Source organism: uncultured Gimesia sp., assembly GCF_963976445.1.
Taxonomy (GTDB): domain Bacteria; phylum Planctomycetota; class Planctomycetia; order Planctomycetales; family Planctomycetaceae; genus Gimesia.
Window position 1 is genome coordinate 13,914 of record NZ_CAXBKP010000022.1, and the last position, 24,292, is coordinate 38,205.

The 24,292-nt window shown below is 49.3% G+C and carries 17 protein-coding genes; 10 read left to right on the forward strand and 7 right to left on the reverse strand.

Annotated features, from left to right (window positions below; genetic code table 11):
* Positions 1-64: 64 nt before the first annotated feature.
* The 4 genes from AAC022_RS20240 to AAC022_RS20255 form a co-directional block, all read right to left on the reverse strand.
* Positions 65-1,330, reverse strand: coding sequence for a glutamate-5-semialdehyde dehydrogenase (locus AAC022_RS20240; protein WP_339733897.1), 1,266 nt, complete (start codon positions 1,328-1,330; stop codon positions 65-67).
* 260 nt (positions 1,331-1,590) lie between these two features.
* Positions 1,591-2,115 carry a cyclic nucleotide-binding domain-containing protein gene (locus AAC022_RS20245; RefSeq protein ID WP_339733900.1) on the reverse strand — a complete coding sequence of 175 codons (525 nt, stop codon included), beginning with the start codon at positions 2,113-2,115 and terminating at the stop codon, positions 1,591-1,593.
* Between the two features lie 87 nt (positions 2,116-2,202).
* Positions 2,203-3,432: a Glu/Leu/Phe/Val dehydrogenase dimerization domain-containing protein gene (locus tag AAC022_RS20250; RefSeq protein ID WP_339733902.1), complete on the reverse strand. Its 1,230-nt coding sequence runs from the start codon at positions 3,430-3,432 to the stop codon at positions 2,203-2,205.
* A gap of 366 nt (positions 3,433-3,798) precedes the next feature.
* On the reverse strand, positions 3,799-5,019 hold the full coding sequence (locus AAC022_RS20255) for a hypothetical protein (RefSeq protein WP_339733904.1): 1,221 nt from the start codon (positions 5,017-5,019) through the stop codon (positions 3,799-3,801).
* A gap of 245 nt (positions 5,020-5,264) precedes the next feature.
* Here AAC022_RS20255 and AAC022_RS20260 point away from each other — a divergent pair, with 245 nt between their 5' ends.
* The 5 genes from AAC022_RS20260 (at position 5,265) to AAC022_RS20280 (ending at position 11,986) form a co-directional block, all read left to right on the forward strand.
* Entirely contained in the window at positions 5,265-6,470 is a 1,206-nt protein-coding gene (locus tag AAC022_RS20260; RefSeq protein ID WP_339733906.1) for a M20/M25/M40 family metallo-hydrolase, read from the forward strand.
* A gap of 36 nt (positions 6,471-6,506) precedes the next feature.
* Positions 6,507-7,403, forward strand: coding sequence for a polyprenyl synthetase family protein (locus AAC022_RS20265; protein WP_339733908.1), 897 nt, complete (start codon positions 6,507-6,509; stop codon positions 7,401-7,403).
* A complete protein-coding gene (gene dxs, locus AAC022_RS20270) occupies positions 7,403-9,316 on the forward strand; it encodes a 1-deoxy-D-xylulose-5-phosphate synthase (protein ID WP_339733910.1) in 1,914 nt (637 codons plus the stop codon). Before AAC022_RS20265 ends, dxs begins: the two co-directional genes overlap by 1 nt.
* Before the next feature lie 56 nt (positions 9,317-9,372).
* A complete protein-coding gene (locus tag AAC022_RS20275) occupies positions 9,373-10,773 on the forward strand; it encodes a hypothetical protein (protein ID WP_339733911.1) in 1,401 nt (466 codons plus the stop codon).
* Between the two features lie 277 nt (positions 10,774-11,050).
* On the forward strand, positions 11,051-11,986 hold the full coding sequence (locus AAC022_RS20280) for a diguanylate cyclase (protein WP_339733912.1): 936 nt from the start codon (positions 11,051-11,053) through the stop codon (positions 11,984-11,986).
* 40 nt (positions 11,987-12,026) lie between these two features.
* Here the strand turns inward: AAC022_RS20280 and AAC022_RS20285 are convergent, their stop codons facing one another.
* Genes AAC022_RS20285 through AAC022_RS20295 form a run of 3 tightly spaced genes read right to left on the reverse strand, consistent with a single transcriptional unit; the run spans position 12,027 to position 17,170 of the window.
* On the reverse strand, positions 12,027-14,366 hold the full coding sequence (locus AAC022_RS20285; protein WP_339733914.1) for a parallel beta-helix domain-containing protein: 2,340 nt from the start codon (positions 14,364-14,366) through the stop codon (positions 12,027-12,029).
* A gap of 39 nt (positions 14,367-14,405) precedes the next feature.
* Complete coding sequence (locus AAC022_RS20290) at positions 14,406-16,103, reverse strand: aldehyde dehydrogenase family protein (RefSeq protein WP_339733916.1); 1,698 nt, start codon at positions 16,101-16,103, stop codon at positions 14,406-14,408.
* Between the two features lie 56 nt (positions 16,104-16,159).
* Positions 16,160-17,170: a DUF1559 domain-containing protein gene (locus AAC022_RS20295; RefSeq protein WP_339733918.1), complete on the reverse strand. Its 1,011-nt coding sequence runs from the start codon at positions 17,168-17,170 to the stop codon at positions 16,160-16,162.
* Between the two features lie 512 nt (positions 17,171-17,682).
* On the opposite strand from AAC022_RS20295, the gene AAC022_RS20300 reads away from it, so the two are divergent.
* The 5 genes from AAC022_RS20300 to AAC022_RS20320 all read left to right on the forward strand — a co-directional run bounded on the left by AAC022_RS20300 (position 17,683) and on the right by AAC022_RS20320 (position 24,123).
* Positions 17,683-18,297 (forward strand): TetR/AcrR family transcriptional regulator, encoded by a 615-nt coding sequence (locus AAC022_RS20300; protein ID WP_339733920.1) that lies wholly within the window; start codon positions 17,683-17,685, stop codon positions 18,295-18,297.
* Positions 18,298-18,713: 416 nt separating this feature from the next.
* Positions 18,714-20,777 carry a carboxy terminal-processing peptidase gene (locus AAC022_RS20305; RefSeq protein ID WP_339733922.1) on the forward strand — a complete coding sequence of 688 codons (2,064 nt, stop codon included), beginning with the start codon at positions 18,714-18,716 and terminating at the stop codon, positions 20,775-20,777.
* Positions 20,778-21,009: 232 nt separating this feature from the next.
* On the forward strand, positions 21,010-22,086 hold the full coding sequence (locus AAC022_RS20310) for a hypothetical protein (protein ID WP_339733924.1): 1,077 nt from the start codon (positions 21,010-21,012) through the stop codon (positions 22,084-22,086).
* A gap of 100 nt (positions 22,087-22,186) precedes the next feature.
* Positions 22,187-23,218 carry an ABC transporter ATP-binding protein gene (locus AAC022_RS20315; RefSeq protein WP_339733926.1) on the forward strand — a complete coding sequence of 344 codons (1,032 nt, stop codon included), beginning with the start codon at positions 22,187-22,189 and terminating at the stop codon, positions 23,216-23,218.
* An 80-nt stretch (positions 23,219-23,298) separates the two neighbouring features.
* Complete coding sequence (locus AAC022_RS20320) at positions 23,299-24,123, forward strand: ABC-2 family transporter protein (protein ID WP_339733928.1); 825 nt, start codon at positions 23,299-23,301, stop codon at positions 24,121-24,123.
* The last annotated feature ends 169 nt before the right edge of the window (positions 24,124-24,292 follow it).

Below are 24,292 nucleotides of genomic sequence, written 5' to 3' on the forward strand. Positions count from 1 at the left end.
CCTAATATTCAAACTCAGAAACAGATCAGACCCGCTCCCTGAATTCCGAATCACCCAATGCCTTCTACTCTCTGATCTGCCCTGCTCCGTGGGCCACATATTTGTAACTCGTCAGCTCATGCAAACCACAGGGGCCACGTGCATGGAACTTATCGGTACTGATGCCGATTTCAGCCCCCAGTCCAAACTCGCCCCCATCGTTAAATCGCGTACTGGCGTTGACAATCACAGCGGCGGAATCCACTTCGGTCGTAAACTTTTCTGCAGCCGCCAATTCCTTGGTAATGATCGATTCTGTGTGTCCTGATCCGTATTTGTGAATCCGACAAATGGCTTCATCCATGTCATTCACAATTTTGACGGACATGATCTTTGCCCCGTATTCTGTAGCATAATCTTCTTCCGTCGCCGGCTTGCCGCCACTGATCAACTCCAGAGATCGGGGACAGCAGCGAAGCTCAACTTTCTGCTCAAGCAGTGCTTGCACTACAGCAGGAAAAACAGTCTCCACCAGATCAGCATGCACTAACAGACTTTCGGCGGCATTACAGACTCCCGGACGCTGGCATTTACTGTTGACGGTAATCGACTTCGCCAGTTCCAGGTCCGCTGATTGATCAAGATAGACATGACAGACTCCGTCAAAGTGCTTGATCACAGGCATCGTCGCATCACGGGCCACGCGCTCAATCAATCCCTTTCCACCACGGGGAATCGTCACATTAATAAATTCACTCAGCTTTAGAAAATGCCCGACCGCGTCCCGGTCTGTCGTCTCCACCAGTTGCACAGCCTGCTCGGGCAGACCGACGTCTTTCAATCCCTGTTGCAATAACGCATAAAAAGCCATGTTACTGTGAAAAGCTTCTTTCCCACCTCGCAAAATCACGGCGTTCCCGCTTTTGACGCATAACGCCGCCGCGTCGATGGTCACATTCGGTCGTGATTCATAGATAAAGAAGACCACTCCCAAAGGCACACGGATGCGCGTCACCAACAGGCCATTAGGACGCATGTTACTTCCGATGACTTCACCGATCGGATTCGGGAGTGCAATAATCTCTTCCAGCGCGGTCGTAATCCCCTGTAATCGGGACTCGGTCAGTCTCAACCGATCGATTGCTGCTTCCGCCAGACCGTATTCAGGAGCTTGCTGCACATCTTTTGCATTGACTTCCAGTAACTCAGGCGTGCGTTGTTGAATCAACTCAATCATCCGGCGCAACCAGGCATTTTTCTGATTTCCATTGGCGGAAACCAGCTTTCGGGAGGCATCGCGCGCCTGCTGAGCCAGCAGTTGTGTATATTGAGGCAGGTCTAATTCAGTCATGATACTCTTAAAAATCTACGGGACAGTGCGCCCGTTCTCTTCAGCTTGGTTTCGCAAAATAGTATTTCTTCATTCTACCAGACACACCGGTCACCAGAAAGTGCGCTCCTAAACAGCGCCTCATCGGTGAATCGACCTGATATTTCAGTGGGAGTATCAAATATCAGCGGGAATGTGTCAACGGGGGATCCCTGTCAGTGGGAAATCGCCCTTGTTTTGCTCATGACTCAGCTCAAGCGTACATTAGTTAGCACCAAAATTTAGAATTGCCACTCGGTATAGAGCTTGGATCGGAAATCGTGCCACTCGGCATTCTTGCTCCGGGAACCACAACTCTCAACCATGTCCGCTGTCCATTTATCCATTATCCTGAGCCGATCAGACATGATCCGAACCGTATTAAACACAACTTTTTGTGCCCCGTTAGCTCCGTTTTTAAGCATCTGATCAAAATCACGTCCCGGGATACGTACCGTTTTGACATCCGTCAATGCGACGACACTTGCAGAATGCGGCGCCGGTTTGAAGAACGACATTTCACCAAAAATAGAAAGCGGACTTAATTCAGCCAGAGCCTGCTCGCTACCGTTCGACAGTTTTTTGCGCACTTCACAGGAACCACTCTGGATAATCCAGAGATAACGCGTGGAATTGCCTTCATCAAGGATCCGGGTCCCTTCGGAAAACTCTTCCCACTCCGAAGTCGAAAGCAGTTCTTCCATTTCATCGGGAGTCACAGACTGAAATAGTACACAGTCATTGATCAGCTGCTCTGTTGATAGCATATTATCACCTCATTATCGCCTGGTGTTAAACTTAGAATTATTAATCAATTTCAGAATTGAATGGGAGAAGGGAATTCCAGTCAGGTCTTAAATACCCCCTAGAACGGTTGCCCGTCCCACACGGCCGATCCCCAGAATATAAGCGGCAACACGTAGCGAAACCTTTTTATCCGTGGCAATTTTCCAGACCAATTCAAAGCTGTCATGCATAATACGATCTAACTCGGAGCGAACACGGGTTTTTTCCCAACTAAAATGCTGCCGATTCTGTACCCATTCGAAATAACTCACGGTCACTCCGCCCGCATTCGCCAGAATATCGGGTACAACAACGATTCCATTTTTCTCAAAAATCTCGTCTGCATCCGGCTCCGTTGGGTTATTGGCAGCCTCAATAATGCATTTCGCCCTGATATCACGGGCATTTTCTGTCGTAAGCACTCCTCCCAATGCGGCGGGAATCAAAACCGTCACATTCGAAGTCAGCAATTCATCATTCGAAATTGCTTCCGTTTCCGGAAAACCCTTTACTGCTCCGGTATCTTTTGTGTATTCAATCAGCTTGGGAATGTTAATCCCGTCTGGGCTATAAATCCCACCGCTGGCATCGGAAACCGCAACGACTTTGGCCCCGAATTCATCCAGAAAGTGAGCGGTATAACTCCCCACGTTACCAAACCCCTGAATGGCAACCGTGACTCCTGTCACATCGATCTTCAGGTGGTCCAGGGTATCACGTGTAATCATCGCCACTCCACGTCCCGTTGCTTCTTCACGCCCATCAGCACCATGCAATTCCAAAGGTTTCCCTGTCACACAAGCGGGGTTGAAGCCACGATATTTTTCATACTGATTCATAATCCAGGCCATCACCTGCGCGTTGGTCCCCATATCGGGGGCCGGAATATCTTTTAATGGCCCGATTACATCGTAAATTTTATCAATGAATTTGCGGGTCACCCGTTCCAGTTCCCCTGGAGAGAGTTGGCCAGCATTGACTGAAATCCCCCCCTTCGCACCACCAAAGGGAATATTCACCAGCGCCGTCTTCCACGTCATCAGTGAGGCCAGCGACAGGACTTCATCGGCATCGACTTCCGGATGAAAACGAAGCCCCCCTTTCATCGGACCACGTGAACTGTCATGCTGAATTCGATACCCGATATAGGTCGCGATCTCGCCGTTATCGCGCTCGATCGCTACTTCCACCTTCACTTCGCGTTCCGGTGTCCGCAATAAGTCCTGCATGTTGCGCGATAGGCCGACCTGGCGGGAAGCCTGGTCAAAATAACGACAAGCTGTTTCATACGAACCCATAAATTTCTTTCCTGTTTTCGATGGGAGTTCATTTCAAAATGAGAGGATTTTTCACCAACAATTTGAGAGACCTGATGGACAACCATTCATTTCACGGATTTTTTCAATGTTTTACAAACGGATCAGAATTTTGGTTCTACACTGAAATGTTAAGATCCCTTAACATCAATAAAGATATGTCATGATTGAGCATAACCTCTTTGAAAATCAAAGAAATTGATACCCTGAATCTGATTGAAGGCTTTCCCCTTAAGATCAACTCTCTGAATCTGCTATGTTGCTATTAACACTGTTTCTGGTTTACTGCCAGACCCACTATTACCATTATATCCATTCCAAGCGTGAGAGTCCTCTCCTGTCTCCTGTTCAGCGCACCGGAACCAGAGCCTGCTGGGGCGCCGGCTGTGCAGAAGAATCAGGAACGGCATCTGACCAGATCCCGGGAATATCTTTCAAAATAAACAATGCCAGCTCTCGGGCATACAGGGCATGTCCCTCCCGGGAGAATTGCGGGACACTGTTCAAATAATAACGGTCTGGGTTCTGAATGCTCTGAAATGTAGACGATGTATCACAATACGAAAGGTTCAATTGCTTCGCATAGGTCTCCAGTAACTCGAACGGAAAGCGACTGGCATACCGCACGCCCTCGCGTACTCCCAGCGAACTGCGTGCCTGATCCCCGTTCATCGCAGTCTCCGAAACCTGCCACGGCTTAGGATACGATGCCAGGATAAATCGGGAGTACGTCCCCTGTGCGACTTGTTGAATGTTCTGAATCGGTTCCAAAGTCTGTCTGACATACACAGACCAGTCAGGAGGATGATCTTCCAGCCACAAATATTTCCCCTGAGGCGTATCAATGTCCCGATCAAGACCCGCTGGCTGGTTTTCGACCCAGTAGTCTCCGACCCACCTCAACGTGTAACGGTACACAAAAAAATGGCTCTCCAGCCGCTCCGGAGCATTGATCTTCTCGTATAACGGATGCATCGAGCAGAGCGGAATTCCGGAATCTCCAATCTGGGTATAACGCCGTAACGCGTGATCGTCGGCAACATCGGACATATCAAAATTGAACAGAATTAAGTCGGGCTGAAGTCCCAACAAAGAATGTCTTAAATGCAGATAAGACATCAGCGGACAGGCATCAGGCACACCGGCATTGATCACTTCTATCTTCAACTGAGTCTGTTTTTGCAACAGATTTTCCAGACGCACACAAAAGGTATCCGACGCTTCCATCTCTGGTGCGAGCACCGTTTCTCCTCCCAGGCAGAGAATCCGAAACACGCCGGCCGGCTTGGGAATGGTATACTCACTCCCTCTGAGCCCCATGCTGTTGATCTTTATCTGAACCAACTCTTCCGTATCCGGATGTTTTCGGGAGACATCCTGCAAAGGCCGAATCCGATGATAGGTCACATCAGAAGGAATCAGAAAGCCTTCTGTATCATAGTTACTGACAGAAACCTGCTGCCGATATTCGGCAATACGTAACGCGACCTCACTCCCTACTGCCAACAGTATGAGCGTAATCAATGCCAGCATTAAATGCTTGAGCCAGCGCAGCTGGGAACGAATCATCTTCAAAAAACAGAATACCGATGTTAAGATTCAGCCCGGGTCATCTGGAACCGGTTCATGAAATTGAGCCACAAAACAGCCGGGATTCTAATTTTGATCCTGATTTACAGCAATATGAGTCTGCCACTGTCTCAAAGTAGTGTACTTTTCGAACAGCAAACCGCATTGAAAAAACTTACCTGAAAGCGTAACTTGCTTAATAAGCCCGAAAACTCTCACTTACTCTTTTTGGTTGAAGCCTCATTATGAGCCCCCGTACCACAGCCGCTTCCGCTAAAGTCAATTCCAAACAGGCATTACAACTCGTCACCGCTCTGATGGCCATTCCCGGCAAAAGTGGGGAAGAAGGAAATATTGCCGCGGAAATTGTAGGACGACTTCGAAAGGCCGGCCTCCCCGAGAAGCAGATTACATTTGACGCTGCCTATAAAAAAAGCCCCATTGGTGGCGAAACAGGAAACCTGATCGTCAAGCTGCCTGGCACGATTCGCGGTCCCCGACGCCTGTTAATGGCTCACATGGATACCGTCCCTCTCTGCGTTGGTGCAGAACCAGTCAGAAAAGGGAATTTGATTCACTCGAAAAGCAATCAGACCGCACTCGGAGCCGACGACCGGGGCGGCTGCAGCGTGATTCTGAATGCACTACTCACCATTCTGGAACAGGATCTGCCTCACCCTCCCCTCACCTTCTGCTGGATGGTTCAGGAAGAAATCGGTCTCGTCGGAGTGCGAAATCTGGCGACCGGAAAACTGGGAAAACCCAAACTGTGTTTCAACTGGGACGGCAAGCTGGCTGATATGATCTGTATCGGGGCCACCGGTGATTCTGGCATGCTGATTCATATTTCTGGCATCGCCAGCCATGCGGGCGCGCATCCGGAACTGGGAGTCAGCGCCGCTGTTATTGCCGGTAAAGCCATCGAAGATCTCGTTGAGAATGGCTGGCATGGCCTGGTACTCAAAGGCAAAGAGAGCGGCTCCAGTAACATCGGCGTCCTCTCGGGAGGCGCTGCGACAAATGTGGTCATGCCTGAATTAACCATCAAAGCCGAAGCACGCAGTCACAACCCCCGCTTTCGACAAAAAATTCTGAATGAATTCAAAAAAGCCTTCCAGAAGTCTGCAAAAACCACGAAAAACAGCCTCGGAAAGCGCGGGAGCATTTCCTTCGAATCACATTTAAAATATGATTCCTTTCGCCTGTCAGAAGAGGAACCAGCGGTTCAAACCGCAAAACAGGCCATTCAGAAACTAGGGGGACAACCCAAGTTGACGATTGGCAATGGGGGGCTGGACGCCAACTGGATGGCCGCTCACGGGTTTCCCACCGTCACACTTGGATGCGGCCAACAAGACATCCATACTACAAACGAAACATTGATGATTGATGAATATCTCAAAGCCTGTGAAATCGGGCTGCTAGCGGCCACGGCGACAGAAACAGAATGAGATTCACCAGCAACTTCGCACAAAGATCATGATTGAATGAGTGAGAATTCTCTTTCCTTTAAGGAAACCTGGAGCGAATTTCAGGATCTGATCAATCGTCACCTTCCCGACGCCCTCGATCACTCAGCAGACTGCCCTCCGATTCTCAGAGAAGCAATGTCCTATAGCCTCTCTGCGGGGGGAAAACGGCTGCGTCCGATTCTAGTTCTGCTCAGTTGTGAAGCCTGTGGCGGAGAGAAGGAAACCGCGATCCCCGCCGCCTGCGCCATTGAAATGGTGCACACATACTCCCTGATCCACGACGATTTACCAGCCATGGATGATGACGAACTCCGTAGAGGCATGCCCACCAGCCATATCAAATTCGGGGAAGCCAACGCGATTTTGGCAGGAGACGCCCTCTTAACGCGCGCCTTTGAAATCATGGCTGAACAAATTGCAGTAAAGTCTTGTGCTGCTGAATGTTGTGTTGATCTAGCCAATGCCGCTGGCGCCGTCGGCATGGTGGGCGGACAAGTCGCCGACCTTGAATCAGAACATCGCCAAAATTCAACTTTGGAAGAACTCGAAGCAATTCACCGTCGTAAAACCGGTCGATTAATTTGCAGTGCCCTCACAATGGGTGCCCGGATTGCAGGTGCAGATGCTGTAACCCTGGAAAAACTGGAAAGATACGGCACTTGCATAGGATTGGCATTTCAAATTACCGATGACCTGCTTGATTTAACCGGTGATGAAGAAAAAATGGGAAAAGGCGTGCGAAAAGATGCCGAACACGGTAAATTAACCTACCCCTCCCTGATTGGCGTTGAAGAAAGTCGCAGACGCGCTAAAAATTTGATTGACGAAGCGTGCCTCTCGATCGCCCCATTAGGGAGCCACGGCCAAAGATTGGAAGAACTGGCCCATTTTATATTGGAACGAGACCACTGATGAAAATCGAAATTCTACCACGGATCAAGTCACCGCTTGAGTTGCAAACTTTATCCGGGGGTGATCTCGAAACCCTGGCTGCAGAAATTCGTGAAGTTTTGTGTACGGTCGTCGAAGACCGCTCGGCACACTTTGCAAGTAATCTCGGCGTCGTCGAACTCTGTATTGCCCTGCATCTCGCCTACGACTTTTCAAAAGATCGGCTCATCTGGGATACCGGGCATCAAATCTATCCCCACAAATTACTCACAGGCCGCTACTCCAAAATTTCCACGATCCGCCGCAAAGGGGGATTGATGGGTTATCCAAATCCGGAAGAAAGCGACTACGACCTGTTTATGACAGGCCATGCAGGAGCCAGTGTCTCTACAGTTCTAGGTTTGAAAGCCGGCGATGACCTGACTGGCGAAACCAGCCGCAAATCAGTCGCCGTCATCGGTGATGGCGCACTTCCGTCAGGCGTTGTCTTCGAGGCCATGAACAATGCAGCCGGCCTGAATAAAGATGTTCTCGTCATCCTCAACGATAACAAAATGGGAATTTGTCCCCGCGTTGGAGGTCTGGCGAAATATCTCGACAAAGCCCGCATCGCTCCCTTCTATAACGGTTTAAAACGGGACGTTTCCTGGTTGTTAAATAAAGTTCCTGTCGTCGGCGAATCGATGGAACACACGCTAGGCAGTTTCAAAGAGGCCGTCAAAGGCTTCCTGCATGGCGGGATGCTGTTTGAGGAAATGGGCTTCCGCTATATCGGCCCCGTCGACGGACATAATATTGAAGAGCTGTCCGGCTATCTGGAGATGATCAAAAACATCAAAGGCCCTGTACTGCTGCATGTATTGACAGAAAAAGGGCACGGCTTCGAACCGGCTACCAATGACCCGGTCTCCTTCCACGCGCCGGCCCCCTTCCAGCGGAACGAAGAAAACGAAATTGTACCCATCGAAAAACCGGGCGGCAGCACTTCCAAAGGATTCACCGATGTAGTCAGCAGCTCGATCTTCCAGGCCATGACCGACAATGAGCGGGTCGTGGTCCTGACCGCCGCCATGTGTGCCGGTAACAAACTGGGCAAAATTCGTGATGGATTCCCGGATCGCTTTTTTGATACCGGCATCTGTGAAGCACACGCCGTCGCATTCGCCGGGGGAATGGCAAAAGCGGGGCTGCGACCGATTGTCGATATCTATAGTACCTTCCTGCAACGCAGTTTCGACCATATTTTCCAGGAAGTTTCACTACAAAACCTGCCTGTCACCTTCTGCATGGACCGGGCCGGAATCGCCGGTGAGGATGGCCCCACGCATCACGGTGCGTTTGACAATACCTATATGCGCTGCTTCCCGAATATTGCTTTGATGTCTCCGGGAGATGCCCGAGATGTCGAGTCGATGCTCGAATTTTCTCTGAACCATGATGGCCCAACGGCGATTCGCTATCCCAAAGCACCCGCGGATTCTGTCGAACGCAAGGTAGCCCCCGTGGAACTGGGTAAATCGGAAGTCTATGTTTGGGGCAAAGATGGCATGCTCATCGCATTTGGCTCTTTATTCACGAATTGTATCCAGGCCGCCGAACAACTGCGAGAAGAGGGCCTGGATGTCGGCGTGATCAACGCCCGATTTGCTAAACCAATCGACACCGAGGTCATTCATCGGGCGATTCAGGAATCGGGCTTTGTGATTACCATTGAAGAAGGTACACTCTGCGGCGGTTTTGGTTCCGCCGTTCTGGAATCTGCCAACGAGGCTGGTCTGAATACAAGCCATCTTAAACGACTTGGGATTCCAGACCGATATATTGAACATGGTAACCGAAGCGAATTACTGGGCGACCTGGGGCTGGATGTAGCTGGAATCCTGGCAACATCACGCGAAATGGCTCAGCAGACCAAAGTGGCGGTAAACGAATAAATTTCCTTCTTGCATTCTCCAATCAGTATGGACGCTTGATTTACGGAGCCTTCCGAATGTTTTCATTGAGTGCTGCGATTCCTTCACGGATTTTCTGTTTCATCATTTCGCTGTTGGCGATCAATCTGATTTCAGATCTGAAATCAGCTGATGCGGAAACCTATGAATTCAAAGAACCAGTCCAAGACTCACGCACCTTTAACGTGGACTCCACAATCAACGTGGAAGGCCAACTCGAGACAGCAATTAAATCAGGTAAAGCCAGATCACTCACTTTGAATGTAGAAGGCAAACTTCAATACCTGGAACGCAGACTGCCCGGAACCGGACGTGATGCCGAAGCGCTCCGTTCTCTACGATACTATGAATCGGCGACGGCTAACATTGATGTGCAGGGACAAAAAACATTTGCCCGCGGAAGAGACAAGCATCGCATGATCGTCGCGGAAGGCAAAACCGAAGGTCTTTCTTTGCATTCTCCCACGAGTCCCCTGATGCCATCCGAACTGGAATTGCTGAACTCACCGGGAGACAGCTTGCCTGTGATCGCGCTGCTGCCACAATCCGACGTCGAAGTCGGCGAAGCGTGGACTCCCGATCGCTGGGTCATCCAGTCTCTGGCAGGTCTCGAAGCGGTCCTCAAGTCGGAACTGACCTGTAAACTGGAATCAGTCGAAGACGATCTGGCGGTAATCAGCTTTCAAGGGAGTATTGAAGGCGCCACCGTTGGTGCCCAGACAGAAATTACGATTACCGGAACACTTCAGTTTCGTTTAGATGAGAATTTCATCAGCCACCTGGAAATGAACCAGAATGAAAAACGGTCAGTCGGTTCTGTCAGCCCGGGCATGAAAGTGACCGCGCATGTCAAATGGGACCGTAAACTGGCGACGGCACCAGGGCCGCTCACCGAAGAAGTACTCGCTTCCATCCCTCTCGAAACAAAACCAGAATCAAAATTTTTGAGCTTTGAGCCTCCCTGGGATGTCCGCCTGCTACTGCCACGGGACTGGTATGTCTTTCATCAAACCGGTCAGGTTGCTGTCCTGCGATTACTGGATAAAGGGAGCTTGATCGCTCAAGCCAACATCTCAAAAATCCCGGCCGTCAAACCGGGAGAACACACTCCCGAAGAACAGTTCCAGCAAGATATTCGCACCTCTCTGGGTGATAAGCTAATCAAGATTCTCAAAGCCGAAAACCTCTCTCCCGAGGATGGTGGATATATCCATCGAGTCACGGTTGCCGGCAAAGCAAACGAAATCCCCGTGCAATGGATTTACTACCTCTGCACAGCACCGAATGGCAAACAGATTTCCTTTGTCTTCACTGTCGACGAGAAGCTGGTCGAACAACTGGGCAATCGAGACACTGATATCGTTCTCAGCCTCCACTTCCTCGAACCAAAGCCGGCTCCCGTTCAGGCAGGCCCCACAGAAGCCAGCAAGCGGAAATAATTTCCCCCGCTTTCATCCGGTATTCAGATCTTGTGAAGAGCGTCCCCACAGTCCCCTGCGCGGAAGAACCACTACAATCGATACATTCTTCGGTTGAGATTCCCTTGTGAAGTTGATTTGTAGGAAACACACCTCCCGTCTGCGCACTAAGCTTCATTTATGTAGAAGCTGATCAAAGCGCTACGCAATAGTCGGTTCTGACTAAATACTTTTCAAAAATCAATGTTTCATCCCCCTTCGGGAGAGATATATTTCCTTCCCAGTCAGGAAGAGAAGCATGACAACAAGCCTATTAGTATCTATGATATCCCTGTCAAATGAAGTTCTAATTTTGTTCGGAGCGGGCTTATTAATTGCCGTTAGCCTCGGTTTTACCACTGGCTACTTTTTCGGCAAGAGCGCCCCCGCACGTAATCTCCGTCGTGCCAAAAAACATATCCAAGGCTGCTTTCAACATGTCAAAGAAACATTGGATATCGCTCAGTCAGCCTGCAGCCTGCTCGAAAAGTTTCCTGGCATGGTGCTGACAAATGAGCAATCGACCGAACTGAATAAAAAACGTTCGAACTTGCTGGAACTCATCACGCGGCTGGTAGATCGAAAGAATTTGGATCAGAACCAAGCCAAAATTGAAACGAAACCAGACAAAAAGAAAAAACAAAAATTCCCGGCGATGCAATGGGTCCTTGAACCGGAACACGTCCATTTAAAACTACCCGAAACTGCAGCATTTGAAGCCAACCTGGAAATGATGCTGCTGGGAAGTACTTCGAGCGAACAGACCTGCGGTTTACTACTTGTCCAAATGAATCAGCATGACCAACTCAAAGAACGGTTTGGGATCATGGCTCCGGTCAAGTTCATGAAAACGATCTCGCGACTGGTGTTACATAAAGTGAGAGACGAGGATGTCATCTGTATCTGGAAATCCGATACGCTGGCAATCCTGTTCCCCAGCTATACGCTCAGTGAAGGTCAAGCCAATGCAGAAACCATTCGCGACGCCATCCGCCATCACCACTTTCGTCTCGAAGCCTCCAGCCCGGAAGTCGTCGTGACCGCCAGCCTCGCATATCTTACCTGCGTTCCTGGTGACTCTGCTGAACTCGTGCTCGAACGCGGTTCACATGCTTTAGCCAAGTCACAGAAAAAAGGCCGCAATCAGTTGATCATTCAAGACAGCCACTCCTACGAGCACAAAGCTGCAGTTTAAACCGGGAGCAAAGGATCTTGCTGCTGAATACGACCACGAACTATGGCGTCTGCTTCTTAACAGAATCCTGCTGCATTTCACGGATCCACCGCTGTATCAGTTCGACCGCTTCCTGATGCATCATTCGGTTTCCGATATTCGGCATCCGCGCGGCCAGATCACGCGATTGCAAGCGATGCATCAAAATCGATTTGTCAGGCTCACCGGGAACAATATCATAACTCCGTCCGCCTGATCCCCGGCCTGCTGCTACCGGCGTTTTCCAGACACCAATTTTGGCTGGATCGGATTGCGTCAAACGTAAATCCAGTCCCGTCGTCCGGGCGTTTCCACCGGGACTGTGGCAGTGCGCACAATTGACCGACAGATAAGCACGCACCCGCTGATCCAGAGTTCCTGAATCCGGATCATCAAAATCGGCCAGAACTTCAATTGCTTCCGGTTCGGGAGCCGCTTTCAGTAAATCGTTGCGCGTCAGGTATGCCAGTTGATTCTCTTCTCCCTGAGCGTAGTGATACAGCCGGTTCAGGTTGGCAGCCGTCGGACCAATGGGCACATACTTATCATGCTGACCATGACAACTGATGCATTGATTGGCATTGGGCACGAGATGACGCGTCGAGCGTGGTTTTCCATCGGAATGAACCCAGGAAACCTCGACTTCCCCTCCCCCCAGACTCAACTCCGCCTCCGTTTGTTCCTCATTCCAGATGTAAGAATAACCGTACCAGCCTGTCTCTTTGAGAAATTCCACTCGCGTTTCCAGTAGACGTTCTCCCTGCGACGGATCCCGCAGATCATTTAGATAGGAAAATGTTTTGATCAACATCGCCCCCACTGGAAATTCAAGAACCCCTGCCGACTTAAACTTGACTTGTCCCCCCTCAGGCAATCGCACAAACCGATACTTGGTTGTGTAATCGGTAAACAGAGTCGTAATTAAATCGTAGGGGATTACTCCATCAACGGGTTCCTGCGAGGCACCATTCCCCTGAAACAGCCCCAGTTCCGATAGCTTTTGGGGGGCTTCGTAATAGACAAGTAATGTCGTGTTTTTCGTTGGTTCTGGAATCCCATGTGGTTTGAGCTGAACCGGTTTAAGTGGCGTCAGCGTCCCTTCATACGGGGTCACCTCTGCACTGGGCCGATATTTGCCCGTCGCAATATTGACGGGACTCAGATTACTGAAATCGACATTCAGGAACTTCGCATCCCCGTTGTTTGACATTCGCAGACTTTGTTCTGTCGGAAGTTTTCCATCAACCTGCTTTTTCGGATCGATTACACCGTCATACACGATCGCAGGCAGCGGTGTGCCGACCATGGACTTGAGAACTAAACCAAGCTCGCCGTCAGGTGCGGTGCCGCCCCCCTTGATTTGATTATCATGAATCGAAATTCCCTCCGGGTAAGGGTCATAGTGTTTATCCTTCAATTTCTTTCCATAGATCAGAAAGCTGACCACAGAGATGCTGAACGTTCTGTTATCTTCAATTTGATTTTCAAAGACTTCTACATCATCGGTCGCCATCACCAGCACTCCCGTACCAGCGGGTACAGAAGCGACCATGTTCCCTTTGGGCGCAAAATTGGGAGTATTGTTTTTGAAAATCCGATTGCGAAACAGACGTACGTGACGTCCATTCTTCTGAGGAAGTCCCGGCAGGTCAAATACCAACAGCCCCCCAGTATTCTTCGTAACGACATTCTCGTAAACGTCGGCGTTGATGGTATTTTCAATCTCAATGCCGGCAACATTCGATTCGGCGCGACAATTTCTGACAACCACATCAGTCGACTGACCGACATAAATCCCCGCGTCGGCTGCGCCGATGGCGATACAATTTTCGATCAACACGTTTTTGCACTGCACCGGATAAAGTCCATAAGCGCCATTCGTCGTTTTCGGTCCTCCCGTCCATTCCGTACGCACGCCCCGAAAGGTCACGTTCTCTGCCCCTAAAACTTTGATGGCGTTATGACTCGTATCCTCAACCGCGAAATCTTCCAGAACCAGGTTATCCCCACTTGCCAGTAAACCAAAACTGCCGTCCGTCTGATCCTTAAAAGAAAGCACTGTTTTCTCATGACCTTGCCCACGAATCGTGACGTTATCCGTCACCAGATTTAATCCAGACAGTAGCTGATATTTCCCCGCTTCCAATACAAGCACATCACCAGGGATGGCTTGAATCAAACGAGATTGAAATTTAAATTGAAAATCGGGACCCGGTGAAAACGTATAAGTCGCCGGCTCCAGCTTAGGCACTTTCGACTCCGCTGCCTCACTGGAATATCCACCTATATCAAGACCGGGAAACAGAAGTAGGACTGCTATAGTGAAGCATTTGAGAATTTCCAATGAACTTGTCTGTGGCATCTTGAATAAACCTGCGCTAAGTTTGCTTAATGGAAATAATTATTTGAAGACGACTGAAAGCCCCACGCGGACAAGATTCATCAGCGAAGGCTGAGTATACAACTTCATTAACCCCCAGCCAACTGCTTCCGGATTCGGATGCGAGGGGAACCAGACCGGTTTGGGAAATAGCGTGAGCGGTCCATACAACACCGTTTTTTCCACATCTGAAAGAAAGAAGGTGTTATGCACGTTTCCAATCCCACTGGCAACATTGGTTAAATCAGCCCCCGGTGCCCCTCCCCAGGGAGTTGACATAAACGCATAATTCAAAGCAGGCCAGTGATTGATTCCCACCGCGCCATACTGCATTCGAGAGATGCAACCATCCAGAGTTTTGCGATCTGTTTTTTGAAACGAATCCGGAACCGTTATCGTGGCACACAGCGTGCCCCATACTTCCTGGTTCACAAACGCGACGGCCTGTTCGAGAAAATCGACATCAGAATCAGCCTGTAGCGCTGTTTCGGCACAAACACAGACAAATGATTCTTCCTGAAATAAGTGCGGTGACTGCCGGGGGTCGGCATTGCGAATCAATTTCCAGGGCAGATACTCTTTATCTTCAGGCACGTCCCCTGTAAACCGTTCCCAACGTTCCGCCGCGCCCGGATAGTAGGCAAAGCGTCTGGGAATCTGCTCCAGCTGAGACTCAATCATCGCCAGAAACCGATCTCGCTGAGGCCAGTCCGCAGACGTAATGACCACTTTGGTCGCCAGACAATTAAACGAAGCATTATTCACAATCGAAGCAGCAATGTTCTCCGCTTGAAACTGTAGCTGTTTTTCCGAATACGCGCCGGGGACCACAATCCAAGGAGACACATTTCCCAGCTCACTCGTAACCGGCACATTGATCAAAGGCTGGTTCTTCGCTTTCCGAGACTCTCGTTCTGCAGGATCACTCCCCCAGACAATCGCATCGTGTGTCTGCGTCGATCCGGTGATATGTATCCGATCGATGTCAGAATGCGACACTAGATATTCGCCAGCGGCCGCATTCCCTTCCACAATCCGCAGTAGCCCAGCAGCAATCAACGGCTGAAACGCCTGTTCGAATACCGGCTTCAGATACGCGTTGACCGGATTCATCTTTAATAAAACTCGTTCTCCATCCTGTAAAATTTTCGTCAATACATCGGTGGCGGGAATCGCAGAGACGTTGCCCGCTCCCAGCACCAGTGTCAGCGGCATTGATTCGCTGCTATCTGTTTTCAAATGAGCGAGATCAAACAACGACGCCGATTCCACACCCGACTTTAACCAGGCCTCCGCCTTCAACCCGGCGAAGACCAACGCGTCATAAATCCCACGGGTAGGAAAAACAGGCACACGCCATTGTTGCTCAGTTGACAGTGTCGGAGATGCAGGCAGTCGAGGAGTGCCAGAACGCTGAATCGCTTTCAGACTGATTAATAAGACTTGCAGAAATCGCGCCACGGAAACCGGGCCCGCAAGCACTTCTTCTGCGCGAACCGCACTCGCTTCCGGGATTCGTTTTGCCTGGCAGGAAAGATCAACCCATTCTTTCGCAACGGCGGAAAGACTCTGCAGACATTCCTCCGTCAATTGAATCCGCTGCCCGACTAAAAAGCCAACCGACGCTCGGTTGGCTTTAGTCAGTTCGTCTAAAGCCTGATCAAGGTCAGACTGATTCGGAATTGAAGCACCATGCTGATGCAGGATCGTTTTCTCCATCGTAGAAAATCACATTCCACTTCATGAAACAGCGAGATAAATATCACTCATCGAGACTAAGGTGTCTCGACGACTTCGCCTCCCTGAATGGTGGAAAGCGCCTGATAAACGCCTAAATCGACATTCTCACTGATAAAGTGAACCGACCCATCTCCATACAGGAAATGGCATCCGCCAATGTGCTGACTGCGAAAATTACTGGTGGCATCCGCGCTAGCACCAAAGGTGCAATTTGAAAAATCACCAACGTCGATCACTGTTTCTGTCGTGAACTCTTTATTGATCCGGTCGGCGGTACTTCCAAAGACACCGGCGCGCGGACCACCAAACAACCCTGCTTTGAAATCAGATGGAGGAGGTTGTGCTACCATCCAGCCTTGCGCTGCTTCCACTGGTGACGCAGGCGCGGTATTACAACCCTGCCCCTCACAAAGCATAAATTGAGGTCCGGTCGCACCTTCTCCCATCGCAATCGTGTTGCTCGAACCGTCGATAAGGTCCCGCATCTTGGATCCACGATTGAGGTCAAACATCCCTTTGACGTTGCTGGGATGGTTACTGGAACTGCACCAGGCAACATTGGATCCACGACACATCAGGTAAGTCGTGATCCCCAAAGTTCCCATCGCGGGTATCACAGCGTCCAAGGCGGGTTCATGAATCGGATTTGAGCCGACATTGGAAGGACAAACAAACATCGGAATCACAGTTCTAGCCACCGCAGGAGATTGATCTTCCCAAGGCTCACTGGAATTATAAAGATTCGCCAAATTGCCCTGATCAAAATAAGGCAGCATCATCACGATTCCGTTCGCAAAAAAATCACCCCCACCTGAAGAACCAGGTCTGAGACTGGCCCCCAGTGGAAATGTGGTATGCGCACCGTGATAATTGTGCATTCCCAGTCCGAACTGCTTCAGATTATTTTTGCACTGTGATCTGCGGGCGGCTTCCCGTGCCTGCTGGACTGCGGGTAACAGCAAGGCGATCAGAATCGCAATAATTGCGATGACCACTAACAACTCAATGAGTGTGAATCCTCTTTTCAGAGGTTTACGATGTGGCATGACGCTACTCCTCGCATATCCAGAAGTGTAAGAAAGTATAAGAAATTGACTATTCGTTAAGTGCCCGAGGCACCAATTTCAAAACTTGATCAATCAGTATTGAGATCAGGACACACATCGCGCCAAAACCACATTGAGTAAGAACAAACCTGATTTGGCAAGTCCTTCTCTGATCAACAAAACTCACTCTTGAAAATTGCCAGCGGTTCAAAAAGAAGTGAAGCGGAACCGCCAGCCATCACGGTAGCTGTAGAGTATTACCTCTCATCAATGCATAAACATGAGTCACAATTACCGGTTTTTCGTCTAAAAAGATTGGATAATCGGTAACGTTACCGTTACATTAATCTTAATAATAACCTGCTCATTTTTCAAATTCAACAAAATTCTGAACTAATTTGTGGTTCAAATCATAAACGGTCAGACAATCAAACCGGACATCACCAACGGATTCTTCACATTCTGAATCGCTGTCGCTATACTCGGCTTTCATCACATCAATTGGAGATCGAATGACAACTACCGATGCGGAAATGGTTCCACCCAAAAAGGAAGTCAATTCCCAGGCAGCGATCCTCAAAGCGGCTATTAAGGAATTTGCGGAACGTGGAGTCGACGGTGCCCGGATTGAATCAGTCGCTCGTCAGGCTAACTTTAACAAGTCGCTCATTTACCGTTACTTCACTGATAAACACGGACTGTTTGAGGCAGCCCTGCAAAGTAAACTTGAAGAACGAAATGAGAATGTCGAAAAGATTCCCGTCGACATTACAGAAATCTTACAGTTTTATTTCGAAGAAAACTTGCGGGATCAGAACTACGTGCGCGTGCTCTTGAACGAAGCACAACAGAACAACGGCGCGCCGCTCATCGACGAACCCTGGAGACAGGACTACTACCAGAAGCATATCAATCGCCTCAAACAATCTCAGGCAGAAGGCGCGATTTCTGACGAATTTGACCCGGTCTGTCTGATGCTCATCTTCACGGCACTCGTTTTTTTTCCGGCGACTTTGCCTCAGCTGGCTCAGTTGATTTCCGGGCACAATGTCGATTCTGCAGAGTTCAAAGAATTTTGGAACGAATGTCTGGCTGCAATCACAAAACTGCTCCAACCTCGTGAATGACTCCAGCCCGACTGATAAATTCACGTAACCTCTTAACAAGCTGTATCTTAAGACAAATCACCAAATCGCACTTCTTGAAATCCAGCACGAACGCTCTGTCGTAGCCCGGACTTTTTCTCATTTAGAACCTGATCCAGACAAAATACAGGCAATAATGACCAACAGAGAACGCTGTATTGACGTACTAATCTTCACTGGCGTCATGACATAAGGAAATTCACGTAGTTTTCCCTCTCTCGCTGGTAAATCGGCAACTGACAAGTAGATCGGGTTTGAGAGTCTTGGAAATGTCATCTTGTTCTGTTTTCTCTGATCCTATAATATCAAACTGCTCACATGAGTGAATTCCCGGCTCACAGCTGGTTCTACAAACGGTTTCTCTACATCAATTACAATCCAATAAACGGACGAAACTTATGAAGTTAAATCCTCCCTCAAAAGCAGCCTCTGCTCTTAGCCTTTGCATGTTTCTCCTATTGGGAACAGCCATCTTCGCGCAGCAGGCGAATGTCTCTAATTCAGCCAACGATTCGGTCACAGCAAAACGAGTTTGTGCGATGGTCAGCCGTTTTCACATTAGCGGTAAACCGATCAATGATGAGGTTTCTCAAAAACTGATGCGACGCTTCATCAAACAACTGGATCCACAGAAACTCTATTTTTACAAATCGGATATTGCCAGTTTCGAAGCGGAAAAGAATCAACTGGATGACAAGCTGGCTGTGGGAGATGTCAATTTTGCCTACAACGCGTTTGACCTGTACCTGAAACGACTCCAGGAACGAATGGATTACGCTCAGCAACTGGTTGACGTCGATCATGACTTCAGCGTTGACGAATCAATCGTCGTCGATGCCAAAAATTTGGATTCCCCCAAAGATCAATCAGAAATGAATGAACGTTGGAGAAAACGAGTCAAATTCGATTTGCTGAATCTGATTCTGGAAGATACCGAACTTGATAAAGCGCGTGAGCAGTTACATAAACGTTACCGCAATAACTTGCGAACCATGTTGCAGACTGAGAAGTCTGAGAAGCTGGAAATGTACTTGAGTTCGTTAACACACTGCTTCGACCCTCACTCCAGTTACATGTCACCTCAAACCCTGGAAGACTTCCGTATCAGTATGGAACTCAGCCTGGACGGAATCGGTGCTGCTCTGCGTTCTGAAGACGGTTATACCGTTGTCGCAGAGATCGTTCCCGGCGGTGCCGCAGATGCCGATGGTCGTCTCGAAGCAGATGACAAAATCATCGCGGTAGCCCAGGAAGATGGTGACTTCGTCGATGTCGTCGAAATGAAACTCAGTAAGGTAGTACGATACATTCGTGGAAAACGAGGAACCATCGTTCAATTACGCGTCAAAAAAGAAAAAGACAGCGCGGTTGAAGTTTACAAGTTAACACGCAAAAAAATTGAATTAAGTACTTCGGAAGTCAAAGGCAAGATCATTGAAACTGGTGAACGCATCCCCGGCAAGACCGGACGCATCGGTGTCATCAGCATTCCTTCCTTCTATCGTGATTTCCGCGGAGCGCAACGGGGCGACGAAAACTTCAAAAGTACTGCCCGTGATGTCCGTAAAGTTCTCTACGACTTCCGTGATCAGGGGGGCGTTGATGGAGTCGTCATCGACCTGCGGTTTAACGGCGGTGGTGCCCTCAGCGAAGCCATTGAAGTCTCCGGATTGTTTGTTGATGAAGGTCCTGTCGTCCAGGTCAAGCAACCGGACGGCGAACGAAAAGTTCATAGCGACGTTGAACCGGGTGCGGTCTACACCGGCCCGCTGGTTGTCGTCTGTAACCGTCTGTCTGCTTCGGCTTCAGAAATTTTTGCAGGCGTCATCAAAGATTACAAACGTGGTCTGATCATCGGTGATACAACCACACACGGTAAAGGCACCGTGCAAAACGTGATGCCTGTCAGCAATCAGATGTTTAGCTTCCTCAAAGGCCAGGATCTGGGTGCTTTGAAACTGACCATCAACCAGTTCTATCGCGTCAATGGTGACAGTACTCAAAACAGAGGCGTTCGTTCAGACATCGTACTGCCTTCACTGATCGACAACATGGACTTGGGAGAATCATTCCTGGATGATGCGATGGAGTTTGATAAAACCGAAATTGCACCATTCGCTCCGGTTGGCATGGTCAGCCAGCAAATTCTGAAGCGACTGCAACAATCAAGCACAGAACGTGTGGGTGCAGATAAAGAGTTCAAAGAAACACAAGCAGAGATCGACAAATATCTGAAAAAGAAAAATCAGAAAACGATCTCGCTAGTCGAAGCCACTCGTCGAAAAGAACTTTCGAACGATAAAGACAAAGATAAAGAAGCAAAGAAAAAGGAAGAAGAAGAGAAGAAAAAAGACAAAGCGGACAAAGAGATTTTCAAGAAAGGTTACTATAACGATGAAATCTTGAATATCACCGTCGACTATCTGAATGTTCTTAAAAACATGAATACAGTCCAACGCTAAACTGAGTCAAAACTAGTCCCCTTAACTCCGGCCTCTTCACAGAGGTCGGAGTTTTTTTATTGACCTGCTTTGTTCTCCCACCGTAAAAATAGTGACAGCTGCTAACCTCCACCCGAATACTTCTCAACATCATTTCAAAGGCTTGAACCTGTTCTCCCCAATTCGAGACTGTTACACTGATAAAAAAGAGATCGTCGTACTCTCGCTACACTCTGATCGTGCAGGTTCCCGTATGCAACATTCTCAGCAATTCCCACACTATGACATTCGGCAGACGTATCAATGGAATTATGAAAACGTGCCCGCGCCGTCTGAAGTGGAACCACCGGCTGTCCCCGGCCAATGGTCATTTTGCGACCTGCCGGTCCCTTCTCCACTGGGTATCCCGGCGGGACCGTTACTGAATGGAAAATGGGTGTTGTATTATGCCAGTCTTGGATTTGATGTCCTGACTTATAAAACAGTCCGCTCCTCAGCCCGTGCCTGTTACCCGCTTCCCAATTTACAACCGGTTCAGTCAACATCTCTGGAGGGAGGAGAACAACGGGTCTCCATTTCAGAAACCATGCAAGGGAGTTGGGCGGTTTCTTTCGGCATGCCTTCAGCCGCGCCGGATGTGTGGCGCAAAGATATCGAACAAACCCGAACGCTTCTCCCCGCAGATAAAATATTGTCGGTGTCCGTTGTAGGTTCCCTGCAACCTGGCTGGTCGCTTGATGAACTCGCAGACGATTATGCCAAATGTGCGAAGTGGGCTATTGAATGTGGCGCCGATTGTATTGAAACCAACTTCTCCTGCCCGAACGTCTGCACGCGAGATGGCCAGCTTTATCAGCAACCAGAGGCGGCGGCACTGGTCGCCAGTCGCGTCAAGCAAGTCACCGGCTCCGTCCCCTACCTCATCAAAATTGGACACATGCCTGATCGAACTCAGGCGCGCGAATTCTTACAAGCCATGCTTCCCTTCGCATCCGGCATTGTCATGACCAACAGCGTCGCCACAACCGTCGTTGATCCAGAGCAGAATCTGCTTTTTGCAGGCGAACAGCGTGGCATCTGTGGCGCAGCCACGAAACAGGCCTCGCTGAACCAGCTCAAAATCTTCGCAGACCTGATCGCGGAGTTGCCCGCCGAAGCGAACAAACCTCATCTGATCTCCTGCGGAGGAATTAGCTCTGCCAGCGATGTCAAATTGTTCCTCTCGGCCGGCGCTCAGGCGACGCATCTGGCAACCGCCGCCATGTGTGATCCACTGATCGCCTGTCAAATCCGCCAAACGCTGTCGGAATCAGTAGATCTCTTTGTCTGAAATAACATCCGTCACATCAAACGCTGTTTGCGCTTCTGTTTTTTCCGAATCCGGTACTTTGTCGCTCGACCCGAAACGATGGGTACCGTAAGATGACGACATGAATGCCATCGTCGTAAAAAATCTAGAAAAAACCTACAAAGTCTACCAGAAAAAAGAGGGTGTACTCGCTTCCCTCAAAGGACTTTGGCGACGCGAGCATAAAACCGTGCAGGCTGTTTCCGATGTCAGTTTTTCCATTGAGAAAGGGGAAATGGTGGCCTTTCTCGGCCCAAATGGCGCCGGCAAAACCACGACCCTGAAACTTCTGGCAGGACTGATTTTTCCCTCCGCCGGCGAAGCCACTGTTTTAGGGCATGTCCCCTGGAAACGCGAAAATGAATACCGCCGCCGTTTTTCACTGGTAATGGGTCAGAAGAATCAACTTTGGTGGGATCTGCCCGCCCAGGAATCATTTCGTCTGCATAAAGAAATTTACCGGATCGACCCACAGCAATATACACGCCGCATTGATGAATTAACGAGCCTGCTCGAAGTACGACATCTGATTGGACAACCCGTTCGCGAACTTTCCCTGGGGGAACGTATGCGGATGGAATTGATCGCAGCTTTGCTTCACAGACCCGATGTCCTGCTTCTGGATGAACCAACGATTGGCCTGGATGTGGTTTCCCAACGCCGCGTGCAGGAGTTCCTGAAATACTACCAGGTCGAACAGAAAACCACCGTTGTTTTAACAAGTCACTACATGAAGGATGTCGAAGCGCTTTGCAAACGCGCGATTATCATCAACCAGGGCCGTATCAAACATGATGGCCCCTTAAGCGATATTCTGGATCGGTTCAGTAATTATAAAATCATGGACGTTCAGTTCGATGGTGATGATCACCCCCGTGACTTTTCACAATGGGGGGAAGTCATTGAATTTGAAGCACCGCATGTCAAACTGAAAGTCCCTCGTAATAAAATACCTGAAATCCTATCGAGCCTGCTTGCCAAGTATCGCATTGTGGATGTCGGCGTTCAGGAACGACCTCTGGAAGAAGTCATCGCAGAGGTCTTCATCGAACATAAGAAAGAGACAGACCGTGCGCAGGACGAAAACAATCTACTGCAATCAACAACCGATTAATTAGAGCCTTGTAACTCGTTGATACCGTCGATTGAGTTGGGCACTTTGTTTTGAACACCACTTTTCAATTTCAGTAAATCATGATTGCCAGCCTGCGAACAAACTGGATCATTCTCAAAACCTCGGTAGAAGAACGTCTCGTCTACCGGGGAGATTTTGTGTTTGCCACCCTGGTTCGCTTCCTGCCGATTGTCACCCAGATTTTTCTGTGGGGCGCCATTTATGGGGTTTATACCAGTTCCCCCGTCGCTTCCATTAAAGGCTACAGCTACCACCAGATGGTCGCCTACTACCTGCTGGTTATGGTCGGGCGGGCGTTTTCCAGCATGCCTGGGCTGGCCAATGGGATTGCCAAAGATGTCCGTGATGGAACCATCAAAAAGTATCTGATACAGCCGATCGATATGCTGGGGTATCTCTTCTGGGCGCGCATGGCTCATAAGCTGGTGTATTACATGGTGGCGATCGGGCCTTTTATTCTCGTGTTCTATCTCTGCCGTGACTACTTTGCCGGTTGGCCCGATGCCTTTACGATTACGGCCTGGATCCTGTCACTGATCATGGCATTCCTCGTCGGCTTCTTAATTGAATCGCTGATCGGCCTGATTGCGTTCTGGTTTCTTGAAGTCAGCTCTCTGATCTTTATCTACATGATGCTGAACTACTTCCTCTCCGGTCACATGATCCCACTCGATCTCTTTCCAGAACCTTTAAGCGGGTGGATGCAGATGCTGCCCTTCAAATACCTTGCTTATTTTCCGGGAACCGTGATCTTGGGCAAATATTCGCATCAGGAACTGATTTTCGAATTGTCCATCGAAGTCGTCTGGATTATTGTGCTCTTTTCGCTAAACCGTATCGCCTTTCAACGAGGTATCAGACGCTACAGCGCTTTTGGGGGTTAACCCAGCCATTCAGGCCTCGATGGCTCCCTCTGCCCTTCAATTTGACGCGAAATGGTTGCTTTTCGGGGGGGTTCTCAAACCCTTCTACCACAAAGTTTCATATTTCTGCCTTAGACGAATGCGCGCCCATCTGCTAAAATACATACGAAGGGCTGAGTGTACTTTCGTC

Excerpts from the sequence above, each read along its gene's own strand:
- AAC022_RS20310 (WP_339733924.1), top strand. The coding sequence starts at position 21,010 with ATGCAACATTCTCAGCAATTCCCACACTATGACATTCGGCAGACGTAT.
- AAC022_RS20305 (WP_339733922.1), top strand. The coding sequence starts at position 18,714 with ATGAAGTTAAATCCTCCCTCAAAAGCAGCCTCTGCTCTTAGCCTTTGC.
- AAC022_RS20280 (WP_339733912.1), top strand. The coding sequence starts at position 11,051 with ATGACAACAAGCCTATTAGTATCTATGATATCCCTGTCAAATGAAGTT.
- AAC022_RS20260 (WP_339733906.1), top strand. The coding sequence starts at position 5,265 with ATGAGCCCCCGTACCACAGCCGCTTCCGCTAAAGTCAATTCCAAACAG.
- AAC022_RS20295 (WP_339733918.1), bottom strand. The coding sequence starts at position 17,170 with ATGCCACATCGTAAACCTCTGAAAAGAGGATTCACACTCATTGAGTTG.
- AAC022_RS20320 (WP_339733928.1), top strand. The coding sequence starts at position 23,299 with ATGATTGCCAGCCTGCGAACAAACTGGATCATTCTCAAAACCTCGGTA.
- AAC022_RS20245 (WP_339733900.1), bottom strand. The coding sequence starts at position 2,115 with ATGCTATCAACAGAGCAGCTGATCAATGACTGTGTACTATTTCAGTCT.
- AAC022_RS20285 (WP_339733914.1), bottom strand. The coding sequence starts at position 14,366 with ATGCCACAGACAAGTTCATTGGAAATTCTCAAATGCTTCACTATAGCA.
- AAC022_RS20315 (WP_339733926.1), top strand. The coding sequence starts at position 22,187 with ATGAATGCCATCGTCGTAAAAAATCTAGAAAAAACCTACAAAGTCTAC.
- AAC022_RS20240 (WP_339733897.1), bottom strand. The coding sequence starts at position 1,330 with ATGACTGAATTAGACCTGCCTCAATATACACAACTGCTGGCTCAGCAG.
- AAC022_RS20275 (WP_339733911.1), top strand. The coding sequence starts at position 9,373 with ATGTTTTCATTGAGTGCTGCGATTCCTTCACGGATTTTCTGTTTCATC.
- dxs (WP_339733910.1), top strand. The coding sequence starts at position 7,403 with ATGAAAATCGAAATTCTACCACGGATCAAGTCACCGCTTGAGTTGCAA.
- AAC022_RS20300 (WP_339733920.1), top strand. The coding sequence starts at position 17,683 with ATGACAACTACCGATGCGGAAATGGTTCCACCCAAAAAGGAAGTCAAT.
- AAC022_RS20250 (WP_339733902.1), bottom strand. The coding sequence starts at position 3,432 with ATGGGTTCGTATGAAACAGCTTGTCGTTATTTTGACCAGGCTTCCCGC.
- AAC022_RS20290 (WP_339733916.1), bottom strand. The coding sequence starts at position 16,103 with ATGGAGAAAACGATCCTGCATCAGCATGGTGCTTCAATTCCGAATCAG.
- AAC022_RS20265 (WP_339733908.1), top strand. The coding sequence starts at position 6,507 with ATGAGTGAGAATTCTCTTTCCTTTAAGGAAACCTGGAGCGAATTTCAG.
- AAC022_RS20255 (WP_339733904.1), bottom strand. The coding sequence starts at position 5,019 with ATGATTCGTTCCCAGCTGCGCTGGCTCAAGCATTTAATGCTGGCATTG.